Annotated in this window: 19 protein-coding genes; 15 read left to right on the plus strand and 4 right to left on the minus strand. The window is 70.9% G+C overall.

The features are described from left to right. The first annotated feature begins 1 nt into the window (after position 1). From AC3DEV_RS02355 to AC3DEV_RS02370, 4 genes are read left to right on the plus strand one after another with little or no spacing between them, the layout of a single operon-like run. On the plus strand, positions 2–577 hold the full coding sequence (locus tag AC3DEV_RS02355) for a nuclear transport factor 2-like protein (protein WP_269529497.1): 576 nt from the start codon (positions 2–4) through the stop codon (positions 575–577). A gap of 5 nt (positions 578–582) precedes the next feature. Then, on the plus strand, positions 583–1857 hold the full coding sequence (locus AC3DEV_RS02360; RefSeq protein ID WP_269529498.1) for a hypothetical protein: 1275 nt from the start codon (positions 583–585) through the stop codon (positions 1855–1857). A 58-nt stretch (positions 1858–1915) separates the two neighbouring features. Beyond that, a complete protein-coding gene (locus AC3DEV_RS02365) occupies positions 1916–3556 on the plus strand; it encodes an AMP-binding protein (protein WP_488371182.1) in 1641 nt (546 codons plus the stop codon). Further along, entirely contained in the window at positions 3553–4428 is an 876-nt protein-coding gene (locus tag AC3DEV_RS02370) for an SDR family NAD(P)-dependent oxidoreductase (RefSeq protein WP_271799482.1), read from the plus strand. The genes AC3DEV_RS02365 and AC3DEV_RS02370 overlap by 4 nt, the downstream gene beginning before the upstream one ends. 114 nt (positions 4429–4542) lie before the next feature. Here AC3DEV_RS02370 and AC3DEV_RS02375 read toward each other — a convergent pair whose 3' ends face one another. Continuing rightward, complete coding sequence (locus AC3DEV_RS02375) at positions 4543–6279, minus strand: AMP-binding protein (RefSeq protein WP_488371183.1); 1737 nt, start codon at positions 6277–6279, stop codon at positions 4543–4545. A gap of 208 nt (positions 6280–6487) precedes the next feature. Between AC3DEV_RS02375 and AC3DEV_RS02380 the strand changes: the two genes are divergently transcribed. From AC3DEV_RS02380 to AC3DEV_RS02395, 4 genes are read left to right on the plus strand one after another with little or no spacing between them, the layout of a single operon-like run. After that, positions 6488–8014: a CoA-acylating methylmalonate-semialdehyde dehydrogenase gene (locus tag AC3DEV_RS02380; protein ID WP_159148488.1), complete on the plus strand. Its 1527-nt coding sequence runs from the start codon at positions 6488–6490 to the stop codon at positions 8012–8014. A gap of 27 nt (positions 8015–8041) precedes the next feature. After that, positions 8042–9205, plus strand: a complete 1164-nt coding sequence (locus tag AC3DEV_RS02385) for an acyl-CoA dehydrogenase family protein (protein ID WP_488371184.1) — start codon at positions 8042–8044, stop codon at positions 9203–9205. Positions 9206–9207: 2 nt separating this feature from the next. Then, positions 9208–10104, plus strand: a complete 897-nt coding sequence (gene mmsB / locus AC3DEV_RS02390) for a 3-hydroxyisobutyrate dehydrogenase (RefSeq protein ID WP_227022213.1) — start codon at positions 9208–9210, stop codon at positions 10102–10104. 25 nt (positions 10105–10129) lie between these two features. Then, positions 10130–10993: a LuxR C-terminal-related transcriptional regulator gene (locus tag AC3DEV_RS02395; RefSeq protein WP_488371185.1), complete on the plus strand. Its 864-nt coding sequence runs from the start codon at positions 10130–10132 to the stop codon at positions 10991–10993. 107 nt (positions 10994–11100) lie between these two features. Here the strand turns inward: AC3DEV_RS02395 and AC3DEV_RS02400 are convergent, their stop codons facing one another. Beyond that, the gene (locus AC3DEV_RS02400; RefSeq protein ID WP_488371186.1) at positions 11101–12408 is read right to left on the minus strand and encodes a cytochrome P450; all 1308 of its coding nucleotides are present in this window, start codon (positions 12406–12408) and stop codon (positions 11101–11103) included. Between the two features lie 250 nt (positions 12409–12658). Between AC3DEV_RS02400 and AC3DEV_RS02405 the strand changes: the two genes are divergently transcribed. Next, a complete protein-coding gene (locus tag AC3DEV_RS02405) occupies positions 12659–14092 on the plus strand; it encodes an MFS transporter (protein ID WP_132061506.1) in 1434 nt (477 codons plus the stop codon). Between the two features lie 104 nt (positions 14093–14196). On the opposite strand, the gene AC3DEV_RS02410 is transcribed toward AC3DEV_RS02405, so the two are convergent. Next, on the minus strand, positions 14197–14703 hold the full coding sequence (locus tag AC3DEV_RS02410) for a MarR family winged helix-turn-helix transcriptional regulator (RefSeq protein ID WP_488371187.1): 507 nt from the start codon (positions 14701–14703) through the stop codon (positions 14197–14199). A 158-nt stretch (positions 14704–14861) separates the two neighbouring features. Here AC3DEV_RS02410 and scpC point away from each other — a divergent pair, with 158 nt between their 5' ends. Both scpC and AC3DEV_RS02420 read left to right on the plus strand, forming a co-directional pair. Continuing rightward, on the plus strand, positions 14862–16412 hold the full coding sequence (gene scpC, locus AC3DEV_RS02415; protein WP_341254758.1) for a succinyl-CoA:acetate CoA-transferase ScpC: 1551 nt from the start codon (positions 14862–14864) through the stop codon (positions 16410–16412). A gap of 36 nt (positions 16413–16448) precedes the next feature. Continuing rightward, positions 16449–17858 (plus strand): acyclic terpene utilization AtuA family protein, encoded by a 1410-nt coding sequence (locus AC3DEV_RS02420; RefSeq protein ID WP_488371188.1) that lies wholly within the window; start codon positions 16449–16451, stop codon positions 17856–17858. A 10-nt stretch (positions 17859–17868) separates the two neighbouring features. Here AC3DEV_RS02420 and AC3DEV_RS02425 read toward each other — a convergent pair whose 3' ends face one another. Further along, the gene (locus tag AC3DEV_RS02425; protein ID WP_488371189.1) at positions 17869–19476 is read right to left on the minus strand and encodes a class I adenylate-forming enzyme family protein; all 1608 of its coding nucleotides are present in this window, start codon (positions 19474–19476) and stop codon (positions 17869–17871) included. Positions 19477–19612: 136 nt separating this feature from the next. Here AC3DEV_RS02425 and AC3DEV_RS02430 point away from each other — a divergent pair, with 136 nt between their 5' ends. Genes AC3DEV_RS02430 through AC3DEV_RS02445 form a run of 4 tightly spaced genes read left to right on the plus strand, consistent with a single transcriptional unit; the run spans position 19613 to position 24988 of the window. Next, complete coding sequence (locus tag AC3DEV_RS02430; RefSeq protein WP_488371190.1) at positions 19613–20431, plus strand: TIGR03084 family metal-binding protein; 819 nt, start codon at positions 19613–19615, stop codon at positions 20429–20431. Continuing rightward, positions 20428–22218: an acyclic terpene utilization AtuA family protein gene (locus AC3DEV_RS02435; protein ID WP_488371191.1), complete on the plus strand. Its 1791-nt coding sequence runs from the start codon at positions 20428–20430 to the stop codon at positions 22216–22218. Before AC3DEV_RS02430 ends, AC3DEV_RS02435 begins: the two co-directional genes overlap by 4 nt. Further along, a complete protein-coding gene (locus AC3DEV_RS02440; protein ID WP_488371192.1) occupies positions 22215–23393 on the plus strand; it encodes an acyl-CoA dehydrogenase family protein in 1179 nt (392 codons plus the stop codon). The genes AC3DEV_RS02435 and AC3DEV_RS02440 overlap by 4 nt, the downstream gene beginning before the upstream one ends. Beyond that, positions 23390–24988, plus strand: a complete 1599-nt coding sequence (locus tag AC3DEV_RS02445; RefSeq protein WP_488371193.1) for an acyl-CoA carboxylase subunit beta — start codon at positions 23390–23392, stop codon at positions 24986–24988. The genes AC3DEV_RS02440 and AC3DEV_RS02445 overlap by 4 nt, the downstream gene beginning before the upstream one ends. Positions 24989–24990: the final 2 nt, after the last annotated feature.

Here is a 24990-nt window from a genome sequence, read left to right on the forward strand (position 1 = left end):
CGTGACCCGATACGACCGCGCCGAGATCGCCGAGTTCGTGGAGCGCTGGATCGAGGCCAACGCGGAGTGCGAGCGGAAGAAGGACTGGACGCCTCTGGCCGACTTCTACGCCGAGGACGCCACCTACGGGTGGAACTACGGCACCAAGGACGACTTCATGGCGGTCGGCCGGGACGAGATCCGCGACATCGCGCTCGGGCAGGAGATGGCCGGACTCGACGGCTGGGAGTACCCGTACATCCGCACGATCATCGACCCGGAGACCGGGGACGTGTTGTGCCTGTGGAAGCAGATCGCGCGCGACACGGTCGACCCCAAGACGGGCGAGCCGTACGAGGTCCACGGTCTGGGCGGATCGTGGTTCCTCTACAACGGGAACCAGCAGTGGGCGTGGCACCGCGACTTCTTCGACTTCGGCAACGTCGTCGACCTGTTCATGCGCATGTACGAGGCCGACGCACTCACCGATTCCATGAAGCAGCGGTTCGAGGCGGCCGGCGACAAGCCGGCGGGCTGGTACCGCATCGAGGACAGCCCGGCCCCGCTGTGGCCCGTCTCCTCCCCGGAGGAGGTCTGAGTCCCGTGAGCATCTCCCCGCCGCCCGATCCCCTGGACGCCCTCGACCACGCCACGCTCGCCCGGCTCCTGCCCGACCTGCTGCTCATCGGCCAGCTCATCGACCGGGCCGGCATGCCGGCGCTGCTCGGCGAGTTCGGCGTCGACGGCATGAGGGACGTGGCGATCGAGGAATGGCAGGCCGCCAGTCCCCACTACGCCCGCCGGATGAAGGACGCGCTGTCGATCACCGGCGACGGCGTCGCCGAGATCTTCAAGGGCTTCCAACTGGACGTGGGCGCCCCGCCGGAGTTCATGGACTTCCGGTACTCGGTGACCGACCACGACAACGGTGAGTTCTGGCTGGACCACTGTGGAGCCCTCATGGACGTCGAACCGATGGGGGACCGGCTGGTCACCACCATGTGCCACGACATCGAGGACCCCACCTTTCCCGCCACCGCGCTGGCCACCAACCCGCTCGCGGTCGTCGAACCCATCCACCGCCCGCCCCGCGCCCCGGAGGGCCGCGCCCCGCACTGCCACTGGCGGGTGCGGATCGACCCGGACGGCGAGCCGTTCCCGGTGCCCGGACCCGCGCTTGAGTCCGCGTCCAGCCGGATCATCGACTTCCGGTTCGACCCCCCGGCACCCCGGGACACGACCGGCGAGGGCCCGCGCGACGACTACGCGGGACCACTGCTGACCGACCTGGTCTTCACCGAGTTCACCTCCGCCGCACTCATCCGGATCACCCGCGAGGTCTATCTCCAGATGCACCTGCTCGCCGTCGGTTTCCACCAGTCGGTGCGGCGTCGGTCGGACACCGAGACGGCGGACCGGCTCCTCGCCTACCAGTCCACCGGCATCGCCGGTGTCGCGGCGGGACGGATCCGCGAGGTCCTGGGCGTGGGCCCCGACGCGCTCGGCCTCGCCGCGGTGCTCGATCTGCACCCGATGGCGGGGCCGACCGCCTACACCGGCTACTCATCGGAGGTGTCCGCGGACGGTACCGAGCTGACGGTGCGCTGGGACACCGCCGCCGACGGGTTCGCCGACGACACCTGGCTCCCGCTGCTCGCCCGCGACGGACTCCGGCCCCTCGCCGCCGCCGCGCAGGCGGTCGACCCGCACTGGACCGTGGAGCGAGTCCCGACGGACGGCTCGCACGTGGAGGCGGTCCTGCGGTTGGGCGACGAGCCGGCCACGGAGGGCGAGGAGGTCGCCGTCACCCGCATCAGCACCGGCGCGGCGTTCACCTTCGGACCCACCCGCACCCCGATCCCCATCACGCCCGTCTGAACCGACCCCACCCGTCGAGTCCGCTCCACCCGAGTAGCCCGCCCCGGAGGACCCCGTAATGGCACACACCCTGGCAGATCTCTTCGAGCACGCGGTCGACGCGTACGGACGCGACCGGCTCGCGGTGGTGGAGGACGACCGCCGGCTCACCTACGCTGACCTGGAGGCCGAGGCCAACCGGTGGGCGGACGGGCTGGCCTCCCGGGGGGTGGGTCCCGGCGATCACGTGGCGATCCACCTGCGCAACGGGGTGGACTGCATCGCGCTGTTCCTCGGCGTCCTCAAACTCCGCGCCGTGCCCGTCAGCATCAACTACCGCTACGCGGGATCCGAGCTGGGGTACCTGTACGACTACTCCGACTCCTGCGCCCTGGTCTTCCACCGCGAGTTCACCCCGGCGGTGGCGGGTGCGGTCGGGGACGCGGAGCGGCTGCGTCACCTCATCGTGGTCGAGGACGGGTCCGGGGCGGGGGAGCTGCCGGCCGGCACGCTCGACGCCCGGGAGCTCCTCGCCGCGGCCTCGCCGGACCGGGCGCCGGTGGAACGCAGCGCGGACGACCTCTTCCTCGTCTTCACGGGCGGGACCACCGGCAAGCCGAAGGGCGTGATGTGGCGCCAGGAGGACCTGTGGCGCAGCCTCGGCGGGGGCAGCGACTACTACACCGGGGAGCCGGTGCCCGACGAGTACCACCAGTCCCGTGCCGGCCTGGGCGGGGACCCCGCGCGCTACCTCGTGCTGCTCCCGCTCATCCACACCTCCGGGCTCATGCCCTCGTTCACCGCGCTGTTCTCCGGGGGTACGTGCCACTACCTGCCGCACTTCCGGGCGGACGACGTGCTCGAGGAGATCGAGAGCGAGAAGATCCAGATCGTCGTCCTCGCCGGCGACGCCATGGTGCGGCCGATGCTCGAACGGATGCGCGGCACCGGTGCCGACACCTCGAGCGTGTTCATGGTCAGCTCCGGCGCCGCTCTGTTCTCGCCGGCGGTCAAGGCCGAGCTCTTCGAGCTGCGCCCCGATCTCATGATCATGGACGCGTTCGGGTCCTCCGAGAGCGGCTTCGGCGGACTGGGGGTCGTGACGAAGGCGAACGTCGACGACGGATCGCTGTTCACCGACCACGGCCCCCGCATCCCACGCGGTAGCGGCCTGCAACTGGTCGACGACTTCGACGAGCCGCTGCCCGACGACTCCACCGAGATCGGCTGGATCGTCAAGGCGGGTTACCAGCCCAGTGGCTACTACAAGGACGCCGCCAAGTCGGCCGAGACGTTCCGCGAGATCGCAGGGACCCGGCGGGTGTTCACCGGCGACCGCGGCAGGTACGACGGCCCGGACACGATCATCATGCTCGGCCGGGGCAGCCAGGTGATCAACTCCGGTGGCGAGAAGATCTTCGCCGAGGAGGTCGAGTCGGCGCTCAAGGCCGCCGAGGGCGTGCAGGACGCCGTGGCGCTGGGCGTGCCCGACGAGCGGTTCGGCCACCGGGTCGGGGCGGTGCTCCAGTGGGATGACGGCCACACCGGGGACTTCGCAGCCCTGGAGGAGGCGCTGCGCGCGACCCTGGCGGGGTTCAAGATCCCGGTCGCGTTCTGGGTCGTCGACAAGGTGGAGCGGCACCCCAGCAGCAAGACGGACTACGGGTGGGCCAAGCGGACCCTCGCCGCCCGTGGACCCGACCACGACCGCCGGCAGTGACCGCGCTCCACCTGGGCGGGCGGGCGTACGCCGTCACCGGATCCTCTCGCGGGATCGGGGCCGCGGTGGCCGAGGACCTGGCGGCCCGGGGTGCGGACGTCGTGCTCAACGGCCGGGATCCACGGGCGCTGGCCGAGCAGGTCGACGACCTGGCGGCACGGTCGACCGGCCGGATCCGCGGCGTCGCCGGGTCGGCGCACGAGCCCGCCGTCGCCGAGGAGCTGCTCGCCCGGGCGAGGGAGGGGGACTCGGTCGTGGGCGGCCTCATCACGTGCGCCGGGGTGCCCGAACCGGCGGGGTCGTCGATCCTCACGGTGTCCCACGCCGACTTCGCCGACCTCATCGACGCCCACCTGGGCACGGTGTTCGCCCCCTGTCGCGTCTTCGCGCCACACCTGGTGGAGGCGGGAACTGGTGCGATCGTCACCACGTCGTCGTTCGCCTGGAAGGGCGACTACGGCGGGACCGGCTACCCGGCGGGCAAGGGCGCCGTCACCTCACTCACCATGGCGATCGCGGCGGAGCTGGCCGAGCACGGGATCCGGGCGAACGTCGTGTGCCCCGGCGCGCGCACCCGTCTGTCCAGTGGGGGGGCCTACGAGGAGCAGATCCGGGACCTGGGGCGCCGGGGAATGCTCGACGAGCTGAGTGTGGCCGGGGCACTGGACCCGGCGGGCCCGGAGTACGTCGCACCCCTCTACACCTATCTCGTCTCCGACCTCTCCGCGGGGATCACCGGGGGCGTCTTCGCCGGATCGGGCGGCTTCGTCGGACGATTCCCCACGCCGGAGGCCCAGATCCTGGCGTACCGCGATTTCCACTCGCATCCGCCGTGGACGCCCGAGGAGATCGACGGCCTCCTCCGGACGTGAGCCGCCTCGGGACCCGCGTCGCGCGGCGGCCGCCCGCGGACCGCGCACCGGACGGGGACGACCACCTCGTCGTCGTCGTCGCCCGTCCTCGCACGCCCCGGACGGCGTCCACCGTCAGCGCAGTGCGTCCTCGCGGAACTCACCGGGGAAGTCCACCGACGGGCCGTTGTCGACCTCGCCGCGGCGTAGCTCCACCCGCCTGATCTTGCCCGAGATGGTCTTGGGCAGGTCGGTGAACTGCAGGCGCCGGACCCGCTTGTAACCGGCCAGGTGCGTGCGCGAGTACTCGAAGATCTCGCGCGCCGTGGCCTCGGTGGGCTCCCAGCCGCCGGCCAGGACGACGAAGGCCTTGGGCACGCTCAGCCGCACCGGGTCGGGGGAGGGGACGACGGCGGCCTCGGCGACGGCCGGGTGCTCGAGCAGCACCGATTCCAGCTCGAACGGCGAGATCCGGTAGTCGGAGGACTTGAACACGTCGTCGGTGCGCCCGACGTAGGTGATGTAACCCTCCGCGTCCCGGGACCCCACGTCACCGGTGTGGTAGAAGCCGTCCGCGTAGGCGGCGTCGGTGCGCTCGGCATCACCGTGGTAACCGACCATCAGTCCCAGCGGGCGGGGATCGAGGCGCAGGCAGATCTCGCCCTCCGCGCCGTCGGCGGCGACCTCCTGCCCGGTGGCCGGGTCGACCAGCACCACGTCGAAGCCGGGGCACGGGCGGCCCATCGAGCCGTCCTTGATGGGCTGCCCGGGGGTGTTGGCGATCTGCACGGTGGTCTCGGTCTGGCCGAACCCGTCGCGGATCGTCACCCCCCACGCGTCCCGGACCCGGCCGATGACCTCGGGGTTGAGCGGCTCGCCCGCGCCCACCGCCAGGCGGGGCGGGACCTGCAGCTGGGTCAGGTCGGCCTGGATGAGCATCCGCCACACGGTCGGCGGGCAGCACAGGCTCGTCACGCCGCAACGGTCCATCTCGCGCATCATCGCCGCGGCGTCGAAGCGCGAGTAGTTGTAGATGAACACGCACGACCCGGCGATCCACGGGGTGAAGACGTTCGACCAGGCGTGCTTGGCCCATCCGGGCGAGGAGACGTTGAGGTGGACGTCGCCGGGCTGGAGGCCGATCCAGTACATGGTCGACAGGTGACCGGCCGGGTAGGAGGCGTGCGTGTGCTCGACGAGCTTGGGCTTGCTGGTGGTGCCGGAGGTGAAGTACAGCAGCAGGGTGTCGTCGGCGTGGGTGGTATGGGTCGGTTCGAAGTCGGGGGAGGCGTCCATCGCTCCGGCCAGGTCGGTCCAGCCCGCCGGCGCGCCGCCCCGCTCGTCCCCGCCGACGGAGATGCGCTGGTAGTCACCGGAGATGTCGGCGAAGCGCTCGGCCAGCTCGGCCCGCGCGATGACGTGCTTGATCCCGCCGCGTGCGATGCGGTCCCGCAGGTCGCCCTCGGCGAGCAGCGTGGTGGCGGGGATGACCACGGCACCGAGCTTGATCACCGCCAGCATGACGTCCCACAGCTCCACCTGGTTGGCCAGCATGAGCAGGATGCGGTCGCCGGGCTCGACGCCCCGCTCACGCAGCCAGTTGGCCGTCCGGTCGGACCGGACCCGCATCTCGTCGAACGAGTACTTGGCCTCGGTCGGGGCGCCGCCGCCGTCGTTCTCCTCGACGATCCACAGGGCGGGGTCGTCGTTCCCCTCGGCCTGGACGTCGAACCAGTTCAGTGCCCAGTTCCACTCGTCGAGTTCGGGCCAGGCGAAGCCGTCCCGCGCGGCGTCGTAGTCCAGCGCGTGTGCCTGGAGGAAGTCGCGGGCGGCGCGGAACCGGACGGTGGCCTCGGTGGGCAGCGGGGGCATGGATGCTCCTGTCAACGGAACGTGTGAGTGAGTCAGCTCACAGTAGGTCTGCCACAAGGGGCGGCGGTACACCCGAAAGGGGAGGGTCCGGGGCCGATCGGGGCCCGGCTATGGATTACTAGGAGTTGCAAGTATATGGTGATGGGCATCACGGGACAGGGGTGAGCGGGCGAGAACAGCGCGCCGCCCCACTGAGGAAGGGACGTCCATGTCGGATCTCAGGCAGGTCGAGCACTACATCAACGGCGCGCGGGTCGCGGCCACCGGGGGGCGGAGCCAGGAAGTGCTCAACCCCAGCACGGGCAAGGCGCAGGCGGTCGTACCGCTGGCCACCACGGCCGAGGTCGACGACGTCATCGCCAAGGCAGCCGCCGCGCAGAAGGCGTGGGCCGCGCAGAACCCGCAGAAGCGCGCCCGCGTGCTCATGCGGTTCGTGGACCTGGTCAACCAGAACATGGACGAGCTCGCCGAGCTGCTCGCGATCGAGCACGGCAAGACCACGCCGGACGCCAAGGGCGACATCCAGCGCGGCCTCGAGGTCGTCGAGTTCGCGATCGGCATCCCGCACCTGCTCAAGGGTGAGTTCACCGAGAACGCGGGCACCGGCGTGGACGTCTACTCCATGCGCCAGCCGCTGGGTGTCGTCGCCGGCATCACCCCGTTCAACTTCCCGGCCATGATCCCGCTGTGGAAGGCCGGCCCGGCCATCGCCTGTGGCAACGCGTTCGTCCTCAAGCCCTCCGAGCGGGACCCCTCCGTGCCGGTGCGCCTGGCCGAGCTGTTCACCGAGGCGGGCCTGCCGGACGGCATCTTCCAGGTCGTGCACGGCGACAAGGAGGCCGTGGACGCGATCCTCGACAACGACACGATCCAGGCGGTCGGCTTCGTCGGATCCACCCCGATCGCGCAGTACATCTACGAGAACGCTGCCCGCACCGGCAAGCGCGCCCAGTGCTTCGGCGGCGCCAAGAACCACGCGATCATCATGCCGGACGCCGACATGGACCAGGTCGCGGACGCCCTGGTCGGCGCCGGTTTCGGTTCGGCCGGCGAGCGCTGCATGGCCATCTCCGTGGCCGTCCCCGTCGGCGAGGGCACGGCCGAGGCGCTCCTCGAGAAGCTGCTGCCCAAGGTCAAGGACCTCAAGGTCGGCCACAGCCACGATCCGCAGTCCGACTACGGCCCGCTGGTGACCCCCGAGTCCAAGGCCCGGGTCCTGGACTACATCGACCAGGGTGAGAAGGCCGGCGCCGAGCTCCTCGTCGACGGTCGCGGTGTGGGTGCCTACACCGGCGAGTTCAACGGTGAGGACATCTCCGAGGGCTACTACGTGGGCCCGACGCTCATGGACAAGGTGACGCCGGACATGAGCGTCTACACCGACGAGATCTTCGGCCCCGTCCTCGTGGTGGTCCACGCCAAGGACTTCGAGGAGGCGCTGAGCCTGCCCAACGACCACGAGTACGGCAACGGCGTGGCGATCTTCACCCGCGACGGCGACGCCGCCCGCGAGTTCGTCTCCCGGGTCGAGGTCGGCATGGTCGGCGTCAACGTGCCGATCCCGGTCCCGATCGCGTACCACACCTTCGGTGGCTGGAAGAAGTCCGGATTCGGCGACCTCAACCAGCACGGCCCGGAGTCGATCAAGTTCTACTCCAAGGTCAAGACCGTCACGCAGCGCTGGCCGTCGGGCATCAAGGACGGGGCCGACTTCAACATCCCCACGATGGACTGACCGGCTCGCCCCAGGAGAGGAACACCCATGTTCACCCTTGATGACGACGACAAGGTCATCGTCGACGCCGCACGCGACTTCTCGGACAAGCGGATCGGTCCCAAGGCGCAGGAGTGGGACGAGACCCACCACTTCCCCAAGGACGTCCTCCGCGAGGCCGCCGGGATGGGCATGGGCGCGATCTATGTCTCCGAGGAGGTCGGCGGCAGCGGGATGCGTCGACTGGACGGCGTGCGGATCTTCGAGCAGCTCGCGCGCGGGTGCCCGTCGGTGGCGGCGTACCTGTCCATCCACAACATGTGCGTGTGGATGGTCGACGAGTTCGGCACCGACGAGCAGCGCCGGCAGTGGATCCCCGAGCTGGCCTCGCTCGAGAAGTTCGCCAGCTACTGCCTCACCGAGCCGGGCGCCGGGTCGGACGCGGCGGCGCTGCGCACCAAGGCGGTCCGCGACGGTGACCACTACGTGCTCAGCGGCACCAAGCAGTTCATCTCCGGGGGCGGCCAGTCGGACGTCTACCTGGTGATGGCCCGGACCGGGGAGGCCGGCCCCAAGGGCATCTCGGCGTTCCTGGTCCCGGCCGACTCGGACGGGCTGAGCTTCGGCCCCGACGAGCGGAAGATGGGCTGGAACGCCCAGCCGACCGCGCAGGTGATCATGGAGGGCGTCCGGGTTCCGGCCGCCAACCTCATCGGCGGCGCGGAGACCGGCGGGGAGGGGCTCGGCTTCACCATCGCGATGCGCGGCCTCAACGGCGGGCGCATCAACATCGCCGCCTGCTCGCTGGGCGGGGCCCAGGAGGCGTACTCGCGGGCCGTGGCACACGTGCGGGACCGCGAGGCGTTCGGCGGTGCGCTCATCGACGAGCCGACCATCCGGTTCACCCTCGCCGAGATGGCCACCGAACTGGAGGCCAGTCGGCTCCTGCTGTGGCGGGCCGCCGCCGCGCTGGACGCCAAGGAGCCGGACCACGTCGAGCTGTGTGCCATGGCGAAGCTGTTCGTCACCGACCGGTGCTTCGACATCGCCGACCGGTCGCTGCAGCTGTTCGGCGGCTACGGGTATCTATCCGAATACGGAATCGAGAAGATCGTGCGGGATCTGCGGGTGCACCGCATCCTTGAGGGCACGAACGAGATCATGCGCGTCGTCGTCGGCCGGGCCGTCGCCGCGCGCGGACTGGGAGGGTAGGAATGACCAACGAACTGCCGACCGTCGCTTTCCTCGGCCTGGGCAACATGGGCGGTCCCATGGCGGCCAACCTTGTCGGTGCCGGCCACGAGGTCCGCGGTTTCGACCCGGTCTCCGCCGCGCAGGAGGCCGCGAGTTCGGCCGGCGTCACCGTGTGCGAGACGCCGGCCGAGGCGGTCCGCGGGGCCGGCGTCGTCATCACGATGCTCCCCAACGGCGCGCTGGTCACCTCCACCTACGACGACGTCCTGGGGGAGGCGGAGGCCGGCACGCTGTTCATCGACTCGTCCACCATCTCGGTCGACGACGCCCGGGCGGTGCACGCCAAGGCCGTCGAGGCGGGGATGCTCCAGGTGGACGCCCCCGTCTCCGGCGGTGTCAAGGGCGCGACCGCGGGGACGCTGGCGTTCATGGTGGGCGGGGAGGACGAGGCGTTCGCCGCGGCGCAGCCGGTCCTCGAGCCCATGGCGGGCAAGGTCATCCACTGCGGCGCCGCGGGGGCCGGTCAGGCCGCCAAGGTCTGCAACAACATGGTCCTGGCCGTCCACCAGATCGCGATCGGCGAGGCGTTCGTGCTCGCGGAGCGGCTGGGGCTCGAACACCAGGCCCTGTACGACGTCGTCACCGGGGCCACCGGCAACAGCTGGGCGCTGCACACCAACTGCCCCGTGCCCGGCCCGGTGCCCACCTCCCCGGCGAACAACGACTTCACGCCCGGCTTCGCCACGGCCCTGATGAACAAGGACCTGGGACTGGCGCTGGCCGCGCTGGAGAGCACCGGTACTGTCGCGCCACTCGGTGCGGCGGCCGCGGCCCTGTACGACGAGTTCGCACAGGACAACGGTGGCAAGGACTTCAGCGCCATCATCACCAGCATCCGCGATTCCGCGCGGAGCTGACCGCCTCCACTCTCGGGAGCTGACCATGACCACCCTTCGACCCAGTGATTCGGACGCCGTCGTCGGAGCCCTGCGACGCGCCCGGCAGGAGTCCGCGCTGCCGATCGTGTTCGCGGGGCAGGCCGACGGCGAGACGGCGAAGCTCACCCGCTTCATCGGCGCCCGCACGAACTCCATGCAGGGTCTGGCCGTGGCCAAGGGGCGCGGGCTCGGTGGGCACGTCATGGCGTCGGGGCGTCCCGCCACGGTCCGCGACTACGAGGAGTGCTCGGCCATCACCCGCGACTACGCCGATGCGGTGGAGAAGGAGGGTCTGCGGGCCATCATCTCGGTGCCGGTGATGGTCTCCGGCGTCGCGCGGACGATCCTCTACGGGTCGGCCCGGGTGGCCACGCAGCTCGGCGACCACGTCGTCAAGACGTTCAACTCGGTCGCCTCGGACCTGGCCGCCGAGTTCCAGGTCAGGGACGAGGTCGACCGCCGGCTGCGGATGGCGGACCTCGCCGCCGCGGAACACTCCGTCGGCTTCGAGGCCGCGGACCGCGAGCAGCTGCGGGTCCTCCACGGAGAGCTGCGGGCGATCGCTGCGGAGCTGGGCGACCCGGCCCTGCGCGATCGCCTCCTGGCCGCCGGGTCCGCTCTCGCCGGCGTGGGACGGGCGCCCGACGCCGGGGACATCCCGGTACCCGCGAAGTCGGTGCTCTCGCCGCGCGAGATCGACGTGCTGGCCCAGGTCGCGCTCGGCTGCTCGAACGCCGAGGTGGGGGCGCGGTTGTCGCTGTCGCCGGAGACCATCAAGGCGTACCTTCGCAACATCGGCACCAAGCTCGGCACGCGGTCGCGGATGGAGTCCGTGGCGCGCGCCCGGCTCCTCGGCGTCCTGCCCTGAATCGACCCGACCGGCCCGCGTCGCGAAGAGCGTTCCGCACACATCGCCCGAGGGCAGTGTGCGGAACGCTCTTCTCGTCGCGCGGCGACGCGCCGGCGAGGGCGGGTCTACGGCGCCGCAGTCTCCCGGTCCTGCCACGTCACCCGGACCCCTGTCGCGGGACGGGTGAGCATCCGCGTCCACGGGAAGGTGAGATCGTCGGGATCCCGGCTGATGCGCACCTCCGGACGGCTCAGCGCGGCCACCGCGGCGGACAGGGCGGCCACCGCGAGCTTCTCGCCGGGGCACCGGTGGCCTGTGCGGACACCCGCACCGCCCTGCGGGACGAACGCCTCGAGCTGCTCGGCGTCTTCGACCCCCATGAACCTCCCGGGGTCGAACGTCGAGGCGTCGTCCCAGTGATCGGGGTCCGTATCGGTGCCGAGGAGATCCAACAGCACCCGTTCGCCTCGGTGCACCGGGCATCCGTGCACCTCGAAGTCCGAGGTCGCCATCGCCGGCAGCATCGGCACGAACGGGTAGACCCGCCGGACCTCCTGGGCGAACGCGACGGCCTCCGGGATATCGGAGAGCCGGCCGGCGGCCGACGAGGCCTCCCGGATCCGTGCGGCCCACCCGGGATTCTCCGTGAGCGCGACTGCCGCGAACGCGGCGAACCGCGCCACCGCCACCGTCGGGCGGGTGAGGTTCTGCAGCTCCACGGCGGCGGTCCGGTCGTCGACTGCAGCGCCGTCGGGGTCCCGAAGGTCGGCCATGGCCGCCAGGACCGAGTCGGGCTCCGCGCGCAGTCCGCCGGCCCGCACCGCGCGGATCAGGCCGGTGGCCCAGCGGTCCAGCCGGACGCGTTCGACCTCGGCGACCGGATTGGTCGCGATGCGGCCGAACGAGTCGAGCAGCCTGCTCATCTGGCGGGCCCGGCGATCGGCCTCCGCCGGGGTGAGCGGTAGGCCCGCCCAGCGGAACGCCGCCCGACCGAACGCCGTGGTGGTGTCGCCGTAGACCGTGCCGGTACCGCTGCGCGCCCAGTCGCCGAGCATCCCCTCGAGTTCATCGGCGACCAGTTCGGAGAACCGTGCGGCGCGCTCGTCGTCATAGGCCATGTCGGCCAGTGCGTTCTTGCGTACCTCGTGCGCGCGGCCGTCGAGTCCGTGGACGGCGCCCGGGCCGAAGAGTGGAAACCGGATGAACCCGGGCATGGCGCCGTTGCGCTCCACCTTGTCCGCGTCGTAGAAGTTCCGCACACCCTCCACGCCCCGCAACAGAACGGCGCTGCGTCCCATGAGCCGCAGTCGGACAGGGGCCTGCGAATCGGGGGAGACCCCCGCGCGTTGCCGCACCCGCGAGGCGAAGAGGTATCCGGACCGGAGGAAGTCGAGGGACTGGTCGCTGATCACTCGTGAGGTGGGTCGAGGCATCGGGCGCGCTCCTTCGGGCTCGTGGTCGGCGTCTCGCCCGTCACCCTAGGGACGCCCGCGGCGGTGCGCTTCCGGTCCGGCGGTGCCGGGTTCGCCCGGCCGCGACGTGATCCGGATCACCGACCATCCACTTTCGGGTGTATCCAGTGTGGCCCCAGTCACATACCTTTTGCTCAATCGACGTTCACTCGTCGGGGAACACGTCCCGCGCCAGGGCCCCGCCCGGCGCCCCACGAGACTTGGAGTTGTCTTGACAACCACGAACCTTCCCGCCGGGGGTGCGGCGCCACAGTCGCCGAACCCGTCAGCGGAGCCCAGGAAGACCTCGCTCGCGAAGGTGGCGGCGGCCTCCTCGATCGGCACGACGATCGAGTGGTACGACTTCTTCATCTACGGCACCGCCGCGGCGCTGGTCTTCCCCACTCTGTTCTTCCCCGGCCAGGATGCGGCGGCCGCGACACTCTCGTCGTTCGCGACCTTCGCCGTCGCGTTCTTCGCGCGCCCGGTCGGCGCCGCGCTCTTCGGCCACTTCGGCGACCGCATCGGTCGTAAGCGCACCCTGGTGTGGACCCTGTTCATCATGGGCATCGCCACCGTGTTCATCGGCCTACTCCCCGGGTACGGCACCGGGGCCTTCGGAATGTTCGAAGGCGGCATCGGCATCTGGGCCCCGACGCTCCTCGTCGTCTGCCGCTTCTTCCAGGGCTTCGCGGTCGGCGGCGAGTGGGCCGGGGCGACCCTGCTCACGGCCGAGTACGCGCCGCAGGGTAAGCGCGGGATGATGGGGATGTGGCCGCAGCTGGGCGTCGCCTTCGCGTTCTTCCTCTCCTCGGGCACGTTCCTCATCTTCTCGCTGGTCGCCGGCGACAGTTCTGACGTCAACAGCCCGTTCATGCAGTACGGCTGGCGTATCCCGTTCCTGCTGTCCGCCGTGCTCGTGCTCATCGGCCTGTGGATCCGCATCTCCATCGAGGAGACCCCGGTCTTTAAGCAGGACCGGGCCCTGGCCTCCGAGGACGCGGCACCCAAGACCCTGCCGTTCGCTGATGCGCTCCGCTACCAGTGGAAGGAGATCCTCATCGCCGGTGGCGCGCTCACCTCGCTGTTCTCCCTCTTCTACATGGGCACCTCGTTCCTCACGAACTACGCCACCAAGAACCTCGAGCACACCCGCCCGTTCGTCCTGGGTATGGGCATGATCGCCGCCCTGATCTTCGGCGCCGCGATCGCGATCTCGGCCATGTACTCCGACCGGATCGGCCGCAAGAAGGTCATCGGCACCTCGGTGGCGCTGGCCGTGGTCTGGTCACTGTTCGTCTTCCCGATCCTCGACACCGGGTCGCCGATCGCGTTCGCCATCGTCCTCTTCGTCACGCTCATCATCTTCGGCATCGCCTACGGCCCGGCCGGCGCACTCCTGCCGGAGCTGTTCCAGGCCCGGTACCGCTACACCGGCGCCGGCCTCGGCTACAACCTCGCCGGCATCCTCGGTGGCGCACTGCCGCCGCTGGCCGCCGCCGCGATGGTCGCCGCGGGCAACACGCTCGGTGTCGGGATCATGCTGTCGTTGCTGTCCGCCATGTCCATGCTGTGCGTGGTGGCCATGACGGAGTCGAGCAAGAACGTGATGAACGCGGATGCCGAGATGACCGAGGACCGCACCCTCGCCACCGAGGTGCCCTGATCCACACCTGACGGAACCCCGGAGCTCACGGCCCCGGGAGATTCCCTCCCCCGAACAGCCGCGCCCGGCCCCACCCGAGAGGGGGCCGGGCGCGGTGTCGTATGTCAGAAGTCGCCGGCGGACCGGCGCAGCGCGGCGATGGCCTCGATGAGCGCCACCTGCTCGCCCTCGTCCATCCCCGGGTCGGCGAACACGCCGGAGTTGAGCGCCGCGGTCGCCTCGGCCACCACCTGCCTGCCCGCGTCCGTGATCTCCACCAGGGTCGTCCGCCCGTCCGTGGGGTGCGGTCGTCGCTCCACCAGCCCGGCGTCGAGAAGACGCTTCATCGCGCTGGTGACGCTGGTGACGTGGACCTGGAGGCGCTCGGAGGCCTTGGTGATGGGCAGCGCTCCCGAACGGGAGAAGGCGAGCAGTCGGAGGAGCTCGTAGCGGGGGAACGACAGGTTCCACGGTCGCAGGGTCTCCTCGACCCGGGCCAACAGGATCTGGTGGGCCCGCATCACCGAGGTCACGACCGTCATCCCCTGGGCAGCGTCCGCCCACCCCTCGCGCTCCCAGTTGGCGCGCGCCTGGTCGATGCGGTCGGGGATCGGTGCGGTCCTGGGGGACAAGGGTTCACTCCTGGCGGACGCGGCGGGGTTGAACGGCCGAGTCTATCCGCCCGGACCCCGTCCGACCGGAGACCTGCGGAGATCGGAGCGGCACCGAGTGGGGGTGATCACGTCTTCGTCGAAAATGGAATTTCCGACACCGGCGATAGGCTCCGCGTATGAGCACCTCCGTCCAGCAGCGGGGCACCGCGTACGACCCCTCACGCATCCGCCATCCCCACTTCCGTGGGCTGGTCACCGACGCGGCCTCCGCTGTGGAGCGGATCGCCGATGGTGACACGGTGGCGATCAGTGGGTTCGCCAGCGCGGGCACGCCCAAGGCCTTCGCGCCGGCCCTCGCCGAGCGCATCCGTTCGGTGCGGGCGGCTGGTGGCGACTTCAGCGTCAACCTGCTCACCGGTGCGTCCGTGGCGAACGAGGCCGAGGCGCTGCTCGCCGAGGTCGACGGAATCGCACTGCGGATGCCGTATCAGAGCGAACCGACGGCCCGCGGCAAGATCAACTCCGGCGAGATGGACTACGTGGACGTCCACCTCTCGCACGTGGCGCAGCAGGTGTGGCAGGGCTACTACGGCGACGTGGACGTCGCGGTGGTGGAGGTCGCCGCGATCACCGAGGACGGCAAGCTCGTCCCCGCGATGTCGGTGGGCAACAACAAGACTTGGCTCGACGTGGCGGACAAGGTGATCCTCGAGGTGAACTCGTGGATCCCGGACGGCGTCGAGGGCATGCACGACATCTACTACGGCACCGCGCTCCCGCCGCAGCGCAGGCCGATCATGCTGTCGCGGGCCGACGACCGGATCGGCCAGCCCCTGCTCGAGGTGGACCCGGCCAAGGTCGTCGCCGTGGTGCCCACCGACCAGCGGGACTCCGCGAGCGCCCTGACCAAGCCGGACGCGGTGAGCGACGCCATCGCGGGCCACGTCCTGGAGTTCTTCCACCACGAGGTCGCCGGCGGCCGGATGCCGGCGGGCAGTCTCCTCCCGCTGCAGGCGGGGATCGGCAACGTGGCCAACGCCGTCCTCGCCGGGCTGGCGGCGGGGTCGTTCTCCGATCTGACCTGCTACTCGGAGGTCATCCAGGACTCGATGCTCCAGCTCATCCGGCAGGGCACGGTCGCCCACGCCTCGGCGACCGCGTTGGCCCTGTCCGAGGACGGGCTGACCGAGTTGGTGGACAACTTCGAGCTGTACCGCGACCACATCACGCTGCGTCCGCAGGAGATCAGCAATCACCCGGAGATCGTCCGGCGACTGGGGATCGTCGGGATGAACGGCATGCTCGAGGCCGACGTCTACGGCAACGTCAACTCCACCCATGTGGGCGGGACCCGGATCATGAACGGAATCGGCGGGTCCGGCGACTTCACCCGCAACGGGTACGTGTCGATGTTCCTGAGCCCGTCCACGGCCAAGAACGGGGCCGTGTCGGCGATCGTCCCGATGGTCCCGCACGTCGACCACACGGAGCATGACGTCCAGGTGATCGTCACCGAGCACGGTCTCGCCGACCTGCGGGCGCTGAGCCCGCGCAAGCGGTCGCGCCTCGTCGTGGACCGGTGCGCCGACCCGGCCTTCCGGCCCCTCCTGCACGAGTACCTCGATCGGGCCGAGGCCCGTCCCGACGCGGGCAACACGCCGCATATCCTCGAGGACGCCTTCTCGTTCCACGCCCGCCTCGCCGCCACGGGGAGCATGCTGGGGTAGGCGCCCACCGCTGATCGACAAGGAGTCCGAGGATCGATGACGAGTACCCGAAGTCCCCTGCGCATCGGCAACGTCTCGGCGTCGCGGGCCGATCGCGCCACGGCGACGGCCGAGTTCCTCACGGCCGCGACCCTGGACGTCCTCGCGCTCGACATGCTCTCGGACGAGGCGATGCTCGAACTCGCCGGGCAGCGCGCGACGGGCGGCCCGGGTTACGAGGCGGCGGCGCTGGTCCAGATCGGCGAGTGCCTCGAGCGGCTCGGAGCCGGGGGAGTGCGGATCGTCACCAACGCCGGCGCTCTGGACCCGGAGGGGCTCGCATCCGCACTGCGTGAGCTGGCCCGCGAGTCGGGGGTCGAGCTCGCGGTGGCCAGCGTCGACTCCGGGGACGTGACGGACAGGGCGGTCGATCTGGGTCTCGGTCAGGTCGACGTCGCGACGGTGCGTCACGGCGCGTTCGGCATCTCGCGAGCGTTGGCTGCCGGTGCCGTCGTCGTCGTCACCGGGCGCGTCAGTCGCGAGGCGCTCGTCGTCGGCGCCGCGGCGGCCCACCACGGCTGGACCCCGTCCGCCCTGGACGCCCTGGCCGGATCGGTCGCGGTCGGGCACGTGCTCTCCGGTGGCCCCGGCGCGACGGGGGTCGTCGACTCCACCACCGACGTCACCCGCACCACCGATCCGGTCACCGGCGGGTACCCCATCGCAGAGATCGCCGACGACGGGTGCGCGGTCGTCACGCGCCATCCGTCCGCCTTCGGGTCGGTCACCGTGGGGACCGTCACCGACCAGCTCCTCGACGGCGTGGCCGGGGCCCGCTACGCGGCTCCCGACGTGGTGCTGCGGCTCGATTCGCTCCGCCTGGCGCAGGAGGGCACGGACCGGGTCCGTATCAGCGGGGCGCGCGGGGAGCCGGCCCCGGAGGTCGTGGCGGTGGTCGCCATGACCCGCGGGGCCCGGGAGGACCGGCGGCCCGTGCGGCTCGCCCGCCCACTGGCGCAGGGGGAGTCGGGGCACTCGGTCGTCCTGCCCGACGGCGCCCGCGTCGCGGTCCCGGTGCCGGTCGAGACCGCGCCCATCGGGCCGGGGGAGTTGCCGACCCCGTGGGCCCCGGGCGCCGTCCCGGGCGGGGAGCCGGTCGTCGCCGTCCTGGGCTCGGTCGCGAGTGTGCGCCGCGGCGTGGTCGGCCGCGGGGTCAACATCGCGGTGTGGACATGGGACGACTCGGCGTTCGCCTGGCTGGCCGGGGAACTCACCGTCGAGCGGATCCGTGAGCTCATCCCGGCTCTCGACGGTATGGACATCCGGCGCTACCTGCTGCCCAATCTCCGGGCGGTCAATCTCGTCGCCCGCCCGCCACGGGGCGAGGTGCTGCGGCCGGGGCTCGGAGCCGACCTCGCGACCGTTCGCCTGGAGATCCCCGGCGAGCTCCTCGAGGTAGGCCCCTGACCCGGACCTGTCAGCGCGCTGCGCGCAGCTCGACCTTCCGGATCTTCCCGGTCGCCGTGCGGGGGATGGCGTCGACCACGACGACGTCGCGTGGCCGGTGCGAGGAGGAGAGACGCTCCGCGCCGAACTCCATGACCGAGCCCTTGAGCTCGTCCTCTGCCGGAGCGCCCGCGGCGGGCACCACGACCGCGATCACGAGCTCGCCCCACTTCGGGTCCGGGCGGCCGACGCAGGCGACCTCCGCGACGTGCGGGTGGTCCATGAGGACCCGCTCGACGTGCAGCGAGGAGACGTTCTCGCCGCCGGACTTGACGATGTCCTTGACGCGGTCGGCGAACCACACGACGCCCTCGGCGTCGATGCGCCCGAGGTCACCGGAGTGCAGGCGGCCGCCCACGAACGCCGCGGCGTTGGCCTCGGGGTTGTTCCAGTAGCCCTCCATGACCGTCGGGCCGCGGTAGACGATCTCGCCGTCCTCGCCGGTGGGCACCAGCGTGCCGGCGCCCGGTTCGCTGATCCGGTTCTCGGCGATCGGGGTGGGGTAACCCCAGGAGTCGGACTTGTCCGGGTTCAGCTCGGGCCACTGCATGACGGTGGCCGGGGTGCACTCGCTCATGCCAGAGGCCAGGACCATCTTGGCGTCGGGGAGCGCAGCCTCCAGGCGCGTGCGCATGTCCGCAGACATGGGGGCCATGGCGTAGAGGAGGAACTGGATCGAGGAGAGGTCCAGTCCGCGGTCCGTGCCGTCGGCCAGTGCCTCGAGCATGAGGGGCAGGCCGACCAGGTGGGTGGCGCGGACCCGGGCGACGGTGTCGGCGTACTGGACCGGGTCGAAGCCCGGCAGGAGGTGGACGGTCGCGCCCATGGTGACGGCGGACAGCAGGACCCCGTTGAGGCCGGCGGTGTGGAAGAGGGGGAGCGGGCAGACCGTGACCGAGGCCTCGGCTCCCCAGTTGAGGCCGAAGATGGCCCCGTTGCCGAGCGCGGCCATGGTCACCGCGAGGTGCGAGGTGAGGACGCCCTTGGGGCGTGAGGTCGTCCCGGAGGAGTAGAGGCACTGCACGACCTGACGGTCGCCGATCACCGTGTCGGGACTGGTGTCGTCGTCGGCCAGGAGGTCGTCCCACCCGATCAGCGCGGGACCGTCGGCGGTGGCCTCCAGGCCGTCGGGGACCCCTCCGACGACGACGACGGTGCGGATCGCGGGAATGGCGGCGACTGCTCCCATCACCAATTCCGCGAGTGAGCCGTGGACGACGAGGATGCGGGTGCCCGAGTCGGTCAGGGCGTGCGCGATGTTGTCGAGCCCGGACAGGAGGTTGATGGGCAGCGAGACCATCCCCGCCTTGGCCGTCCCGAAGTAGGTGGCGACGAACTCGCGGCAGTTCGTCGACAGGATCGCGACCGGCTCCTCCGCCTCGATCCCGTGCGCGGTCAACCCGTGGGCGAACCGGTTGGACACGGCCTCGAGCTCGAGATACGTCCACGATCCTGCGTCGTCCGTGAGGGCGGTCCGGCCCGCGAAGGTGGCCGCTGCCCGGGTGGGGAGGTCACCCACCGAGCAGCGGCGGGCCAGGGCGTGGTCGACGGGGTCGATCCCGGTGAGATCTAGTCGCACGGTGTCTCCGTAAGGGGGTCGGGGCGTCCCGCGTCGGGAGTGACGGGGATCACCACGGCAGAGACTTCCAGGGGTCGTGAACAAAAGCAAGCAAGCGCGCTTGCTTTATTCCGGGGGAGGTGGGATCGTTCTCGCCATGACCAACCCCCAGCCCTCCGAGACGGAGGATCCGCACGCGGCCCTCGCCGCACTCAACGCCCGGGTGGACGAGCTCGTCGAGACCGCCGGGGCCGATCGCTGGAACACCGACACCCCGGCCGAGGGCTGGGACGTCGCCATGCAGATCGCCCACCTGGCCTGGACCGACGAGGTCTCCGTCACCGCCATCCGCGACGCGGAGGCCTTCCAGGCCGTGGTGGACAAGGCCATGACCGACCCCACCGGCTTCGTCGACGCCGGCGCGGCCGAGATCGCCGCCACCGGCCGCGACGAGGTCCTCGCGCGCTGGCGCCTCGCCCGGGGCGAACTCGCCGACGCCCTCAAGGCCGCGGACCCGGGGGAGAAGATCCCGTGGTTCGGCCCGCCCATGCGGTCCAAGTCCATGACCACCGCTCGCATCATGGAGACATGGGCACACGGCGTGGACGTCGCGGACGCGCTCGGCGTGGCCGTCGACGCCGACCCGGCCTTCCTCGGCGCCCTTCCGCACGTCGCCCGCCTGGGCTACAAGACCCGCGCCTTCGCCTACATGATGAACGGTCTCGAGGCCCCCGCCTCCGAGGTCCACGTCGCCCTCACGCAGGCCGACGGCACCGTTCTGGAGTTCGGTCCCGCCGACGCCGAGCAGCGCGTCACTGGCCCGATCCTCGACTTCTGTCTGCTGGTCACCCAGCGTGTGCACCTCGACGACACCGCTCTCGAGGCGGACGGCGAGGACGCGCTGGGCTGGCTCCACATCGCCCAGGCCTTCGCCGGCCTCCCCGGCGGCGGCCGTGAGAAGGGAGCACGAGCATGACCGTGAACAGCACCCCACTGCGGGTCGGAAACATGTCCGGGTTCTACGGCGACCGCATCTCCGCGATGCGCGAGATGCTCGAGGGCGGCGAACTCGACGTCCTGACCGGCGACTACCTGGCCGAGCTCACCATGCTCATCCTCGGTCGCGACCGGATGAAGAGCGCCGAGCTCGGTTACGCCAAGACCTTCCTGCGCCAGCTCGAGGACTGCCTCGCACTGGCCCTGGAGAAGAACGTCACGATCGTGGCCAACGCGGGCGGCGTCAACCCGGCCGCCCTGGCCGACGCCATCCGCGAACTCGCGAGCCGACAGGGATTGCCGGCGAAGGTCGCCCACGTCGAGGGCGACGACCTCATCGCCCGGATAGGTGAGCTCGACGTCCCCTCCGACGCCGGGTTCCCGGTCACGGCCAACGCTTATCTGGGTGCCTTCGGTATCGCCCGGTGTCTCGACGCCGGCGCCGACATCGTGGTCACCGGCCGCGTCACGGACGCCTCCGTGATCGTCGGCCCGGCCATCAGCCACTTCGGCTGGGGTCGCGACGATCTCGACGCGCTCGCCGGCGCCACCGCGGCGGGCCACGTCATCGAATGCGGCACGCAGGCCACCGGCGGGAACTACGCCTTCTTCAACCGAGGCGAGATCGCCGATCCGGTGAAGCCCGGCTTCCCGATCGCCGAGATCGCCGCCGACGGCACCTCCGTCATCACCAAGCACGCGGGGACCGGGGGAGCCGTCACCGTCGGCACCGTGACGTCGCAGCTGCTATACGAGGTCACCGGCGCGCGCTACGGCGGCCCCGACGTCGTCACCCGCCTCGACACCGCCGTGGTGGAGCAGGAGGGGCCGGACCGCGTCCGCATCTCCGGAGTCGTGGGCGAGACGGCCCCGCTCACCACCAAGGTGTCCGTCACCTGCCTCGGTGGCTTCCGCAACGAGATCACGTTCCTGCTCACGGGCCTGGACATCGAGGACAAGGCGGCCCTGGTCGAGCGACAGTTCCGCGCCGGGCTCGAGCGCGAGCCCGCGCAGCTGGACTTCCGGCTGCAGCGCACCGACCACCCCGACGCCGACACCCAGGCCGCCGCGACCGCGATGATGACCATCGTCGCGTGGGACCCCGACAAAGACGTCGTCGGGCGTGCGTTCTCCGACGCCGCCGTAGCCATGACCCTGTCCAGCTACCCGGGCGCCACCCCGAGCGCCCCTCCCGGACGCGGGGGACCATACGGCGTGTACATCCCCGCCTACCTCGACCAGAACGAGGTGCCGCACATCGCGGTCCTGCCCGACGGGACCCGGGTCGACATCGACCCGCCCGCCGTGATGGAGGAGATGGGCGACGGCCACGCCTCCGACGGCCTGGATGCCGAGGGCAACCCGCTCGGTTCGGCCGGCCCGGTGACGGGTCCGACCACCCGGCGCCCGCTGGGCGACGTCCTCGGGGCCCGCTCCGGCGACAAGGGCGGCACGGCCAACATCGGGCTGTGGGCCGGCGACGCCGAGGCCTACGCCTGGATGCGCGACACCCTCACCGTCGACGAGGTGCGCCGCCTCCTGCCCGAGGCCGCCGACCTGCCGATCGAGCGCTACGAGCTGCCCAAGCTGGGCGCGGTCAACTTCGTCATCGACGGGCTGCTCGGCAAGGGCGTGGCCCACGGCTACCGCTGGGATCCGCAGGCCAAGGGCCTGGCCGAGTGGCTCCGCTCCCGGGTCGTCGACATCCCGGACCACATCAACGCCCCCGTGACCGCCGCACCGGCCCACGCGAAGGAGAACGAGTGACCATCCCACCGCACGTACCCGGTGACCCCTGGTACTCAGAAGAGCGTCTCGCCCTGCGCGAGACCACGACCCGCTTCGCCGAGCGGGAGATCCTGCCCCACCTGGACGAGTGGGAGGCCGCGGGTGCCATCCCGCGCGAGCTGCACCGCAAGGCCGGCGAGCTGGGCCTGCTCGGGGTCCCGTTCCCCGAGGAGGTCGGTGGCGGTGGCGGTGACGCGATCGACTCGCTCGTGGTGTGCGAGGCGCTGCACGAGGCCGGCGTGTCCGGCGGCGTGTTCGCGTCGCTGTTCACCTGTGGCATCGCGACCCCGCACCTGGCCCAGTCGGGCACCCCGGAGCAGATCGAGCGCTGGGTCAAGCCGACCCTCGCCGGCGAGATGATCGGCTCCCTGGCCATCACCGAGCCCGGTGGCGGGTCGGACGTCGGTCACCTCACCACCACGGCCCGCCGGGACGGCGACCACTACGTCGTCAACGGGGCCAAGACCTACATCACCTCCGCCACGCGCGCCGACTTCGTCGTCACCGCGGTCCGCACCGGGGGCGAGGAGCTCAAGGGCGCCGCGGGCGTGAGTCTGCTGGTCATCCCCACCGACACCCCGGGATTCCACATCTCGGCCCCGCTCGACAAGCTCGGCTGGCGCGCCTCGGACACCGCCGAGCTGACGTTCACCGACTGCCGGGTGCCGGTGGAGAATCTCGTGGGCAACGAGAACGACGGGTTCGCCCAGATCGCCATCGGCTTCGTCGGCGAGCGCGCGGCCCTGGCCTGCCAGGGGTACTCGCACGCCCAGCGCTGCCTGGACCTCACGCTGGACTGGGTCCGCGAGCGGGAGACCTTCGGGCGCCCGCTGCTGTCCCGGCAGGCCGTGCAGAACACCGTCACCGAGATGGCCCGTCGTATCGACCTCGCCCGTACCTACACGCACCACTGCGTGAACCTGGCGGTGTCGGGACACGACGCCATCGCGGAGGTCTGCTTCGCCAAGAACACCGCCGTCGAGTGCGCCGAATGGGTCGCCAACCAGGCGGTGCAGCTCTTCGGAGGGCTCGGCTTCATGTCCGAGTCCGAGGTCAGCCGCCAGTACCGCGATGTCCGACTCCTGGGCATCGGTGGCGGCACGACCGAAATCCTGACCACCCTCGCCGGACGACGTTTGGGGTACACGGCATGACAATCCTCCGTTCCACACTGGACACCACCAGCGCCGAGTTCGGCGCCGCGAGAGAGGCCATGGAGGGCAAGCTCGACCAGCTCGCCACGGACCTCGAGCCGGCGCTGGCCGGCGGCGGCGAGCGCAAGGTCGCCCGCCACCGCGAGCGCGGCAAGTTCACCGCCCGCGAGCGGATCGACATGATCCTCGACCGGGAGTCCCCGTTCCTCGAGCTGTGCGCACTCGCCGCGTGGGGGTCCGACTTCCAGACCGGCGCCTCCGTGGTGGCCGGGATCGGCGTGGTCGAGGGCGTGGAGTGCCTCCTCATCGCCAACGACCCCACGGTCAAGGGCGGCACGTCCAACCCCTGGACGCTGCGCAAGATCCTCCGCCTCAACGACGTCGCACAGAAGAACCGACTCCCGGTCATCAGCCTCGTAGAGTCCGGCGGCGCCGACCTGCCCACGCAGAAAGAGGTGTTCGTCCCCGGTGGCGCCCTCTTCCGCGACCTCACACGACTGTCCAAGGCCGGCATCCCCACCATCGCCGTGGTCTACGGCAACTCCACCGCCGGCGGCGCGTACGTGCCGGGCATGAGCGACCACGTCGTGATGATCGAGGAGCGCTCCAAGGTCTTCCTCGCCGGCCCGCCGCTGGTCAAAGCCGCGACCGGTGAGATCGCCGACGAGGAGACCCTCGGTGGCGCAGAGATGCACGCCCGCGTCTCCGGTCTCGCGGACCACTTCGCCCACGACGAGGCCGACGCCGCCCGCATCACGCGGGGCATCGTGCGCCGGCTCAACTGGTCCAAGCAGGGACGCACCCCGCGCGCGGAGGTCATCGAGCCGCTCTACAGCGGCGAGGACCTGCTCGGGATCGTCCCCGAGGACCTCAAGATCCCGTTCGACCCGCGTGAGATCATCGCCCGGGTCGTGGACGGCAGTGACTTCGACGAGTTCAAGCCGATGTACGGCGCGAGCCTCGTGACCGGCTGGGCGGAGATCCACGGCTACCCCGTGGGCATCATCGCCAACGCCCGCGGCGTCCTGTTCAGCGAGGAGGCCCAGAAGGCCACCCAGTTCATCGAGCTGGCCAACCGCTACGACACCCCGCTGCTGTTCATGCACAACACCACCGGGTACATGGTCGGCTCCGAGTACGAGCGAGGCGGCATCATCAAGCACGGCGCGATGATGATCAACGCGGTCTCCAACTCCGAGGTGCCGCACCTGTCACTCATCACGGCCGCCTCGTACGGCGCCGGCCACTACGGCATGTGCGGCCGCGCGTTCGACCCGCGGTTCCTCTACACCTGGCCCAGCGCCAAGTCCGCGGTCATGGGCGGACAGCAGCTCGCCGACGTGGTCACCTCCGTCGCCGCGGCCGCGTCCGCCGCCCGTGGTCAGGAGATGGACCAGGAGACCATCGACGGTCTCAAGACCGCGATCGCCGACCAGATCGAGAAGGAGTCTCTGCCGGCGTTCCTGTCCGGGATGCTCTACGACGACGGCGTCATCGACCCCCGCGACACCCGGACGGTGCTGGGCCTCAGCCTGTCCGCGATCCACTCCGGAGAAGTCGCCGGAACCGACCGCTTCGGCGTCTTCCGGATGTGAGG

This window comes from Dietzia sp. IBK-p2-15D, from assembly GCF_057773105.1.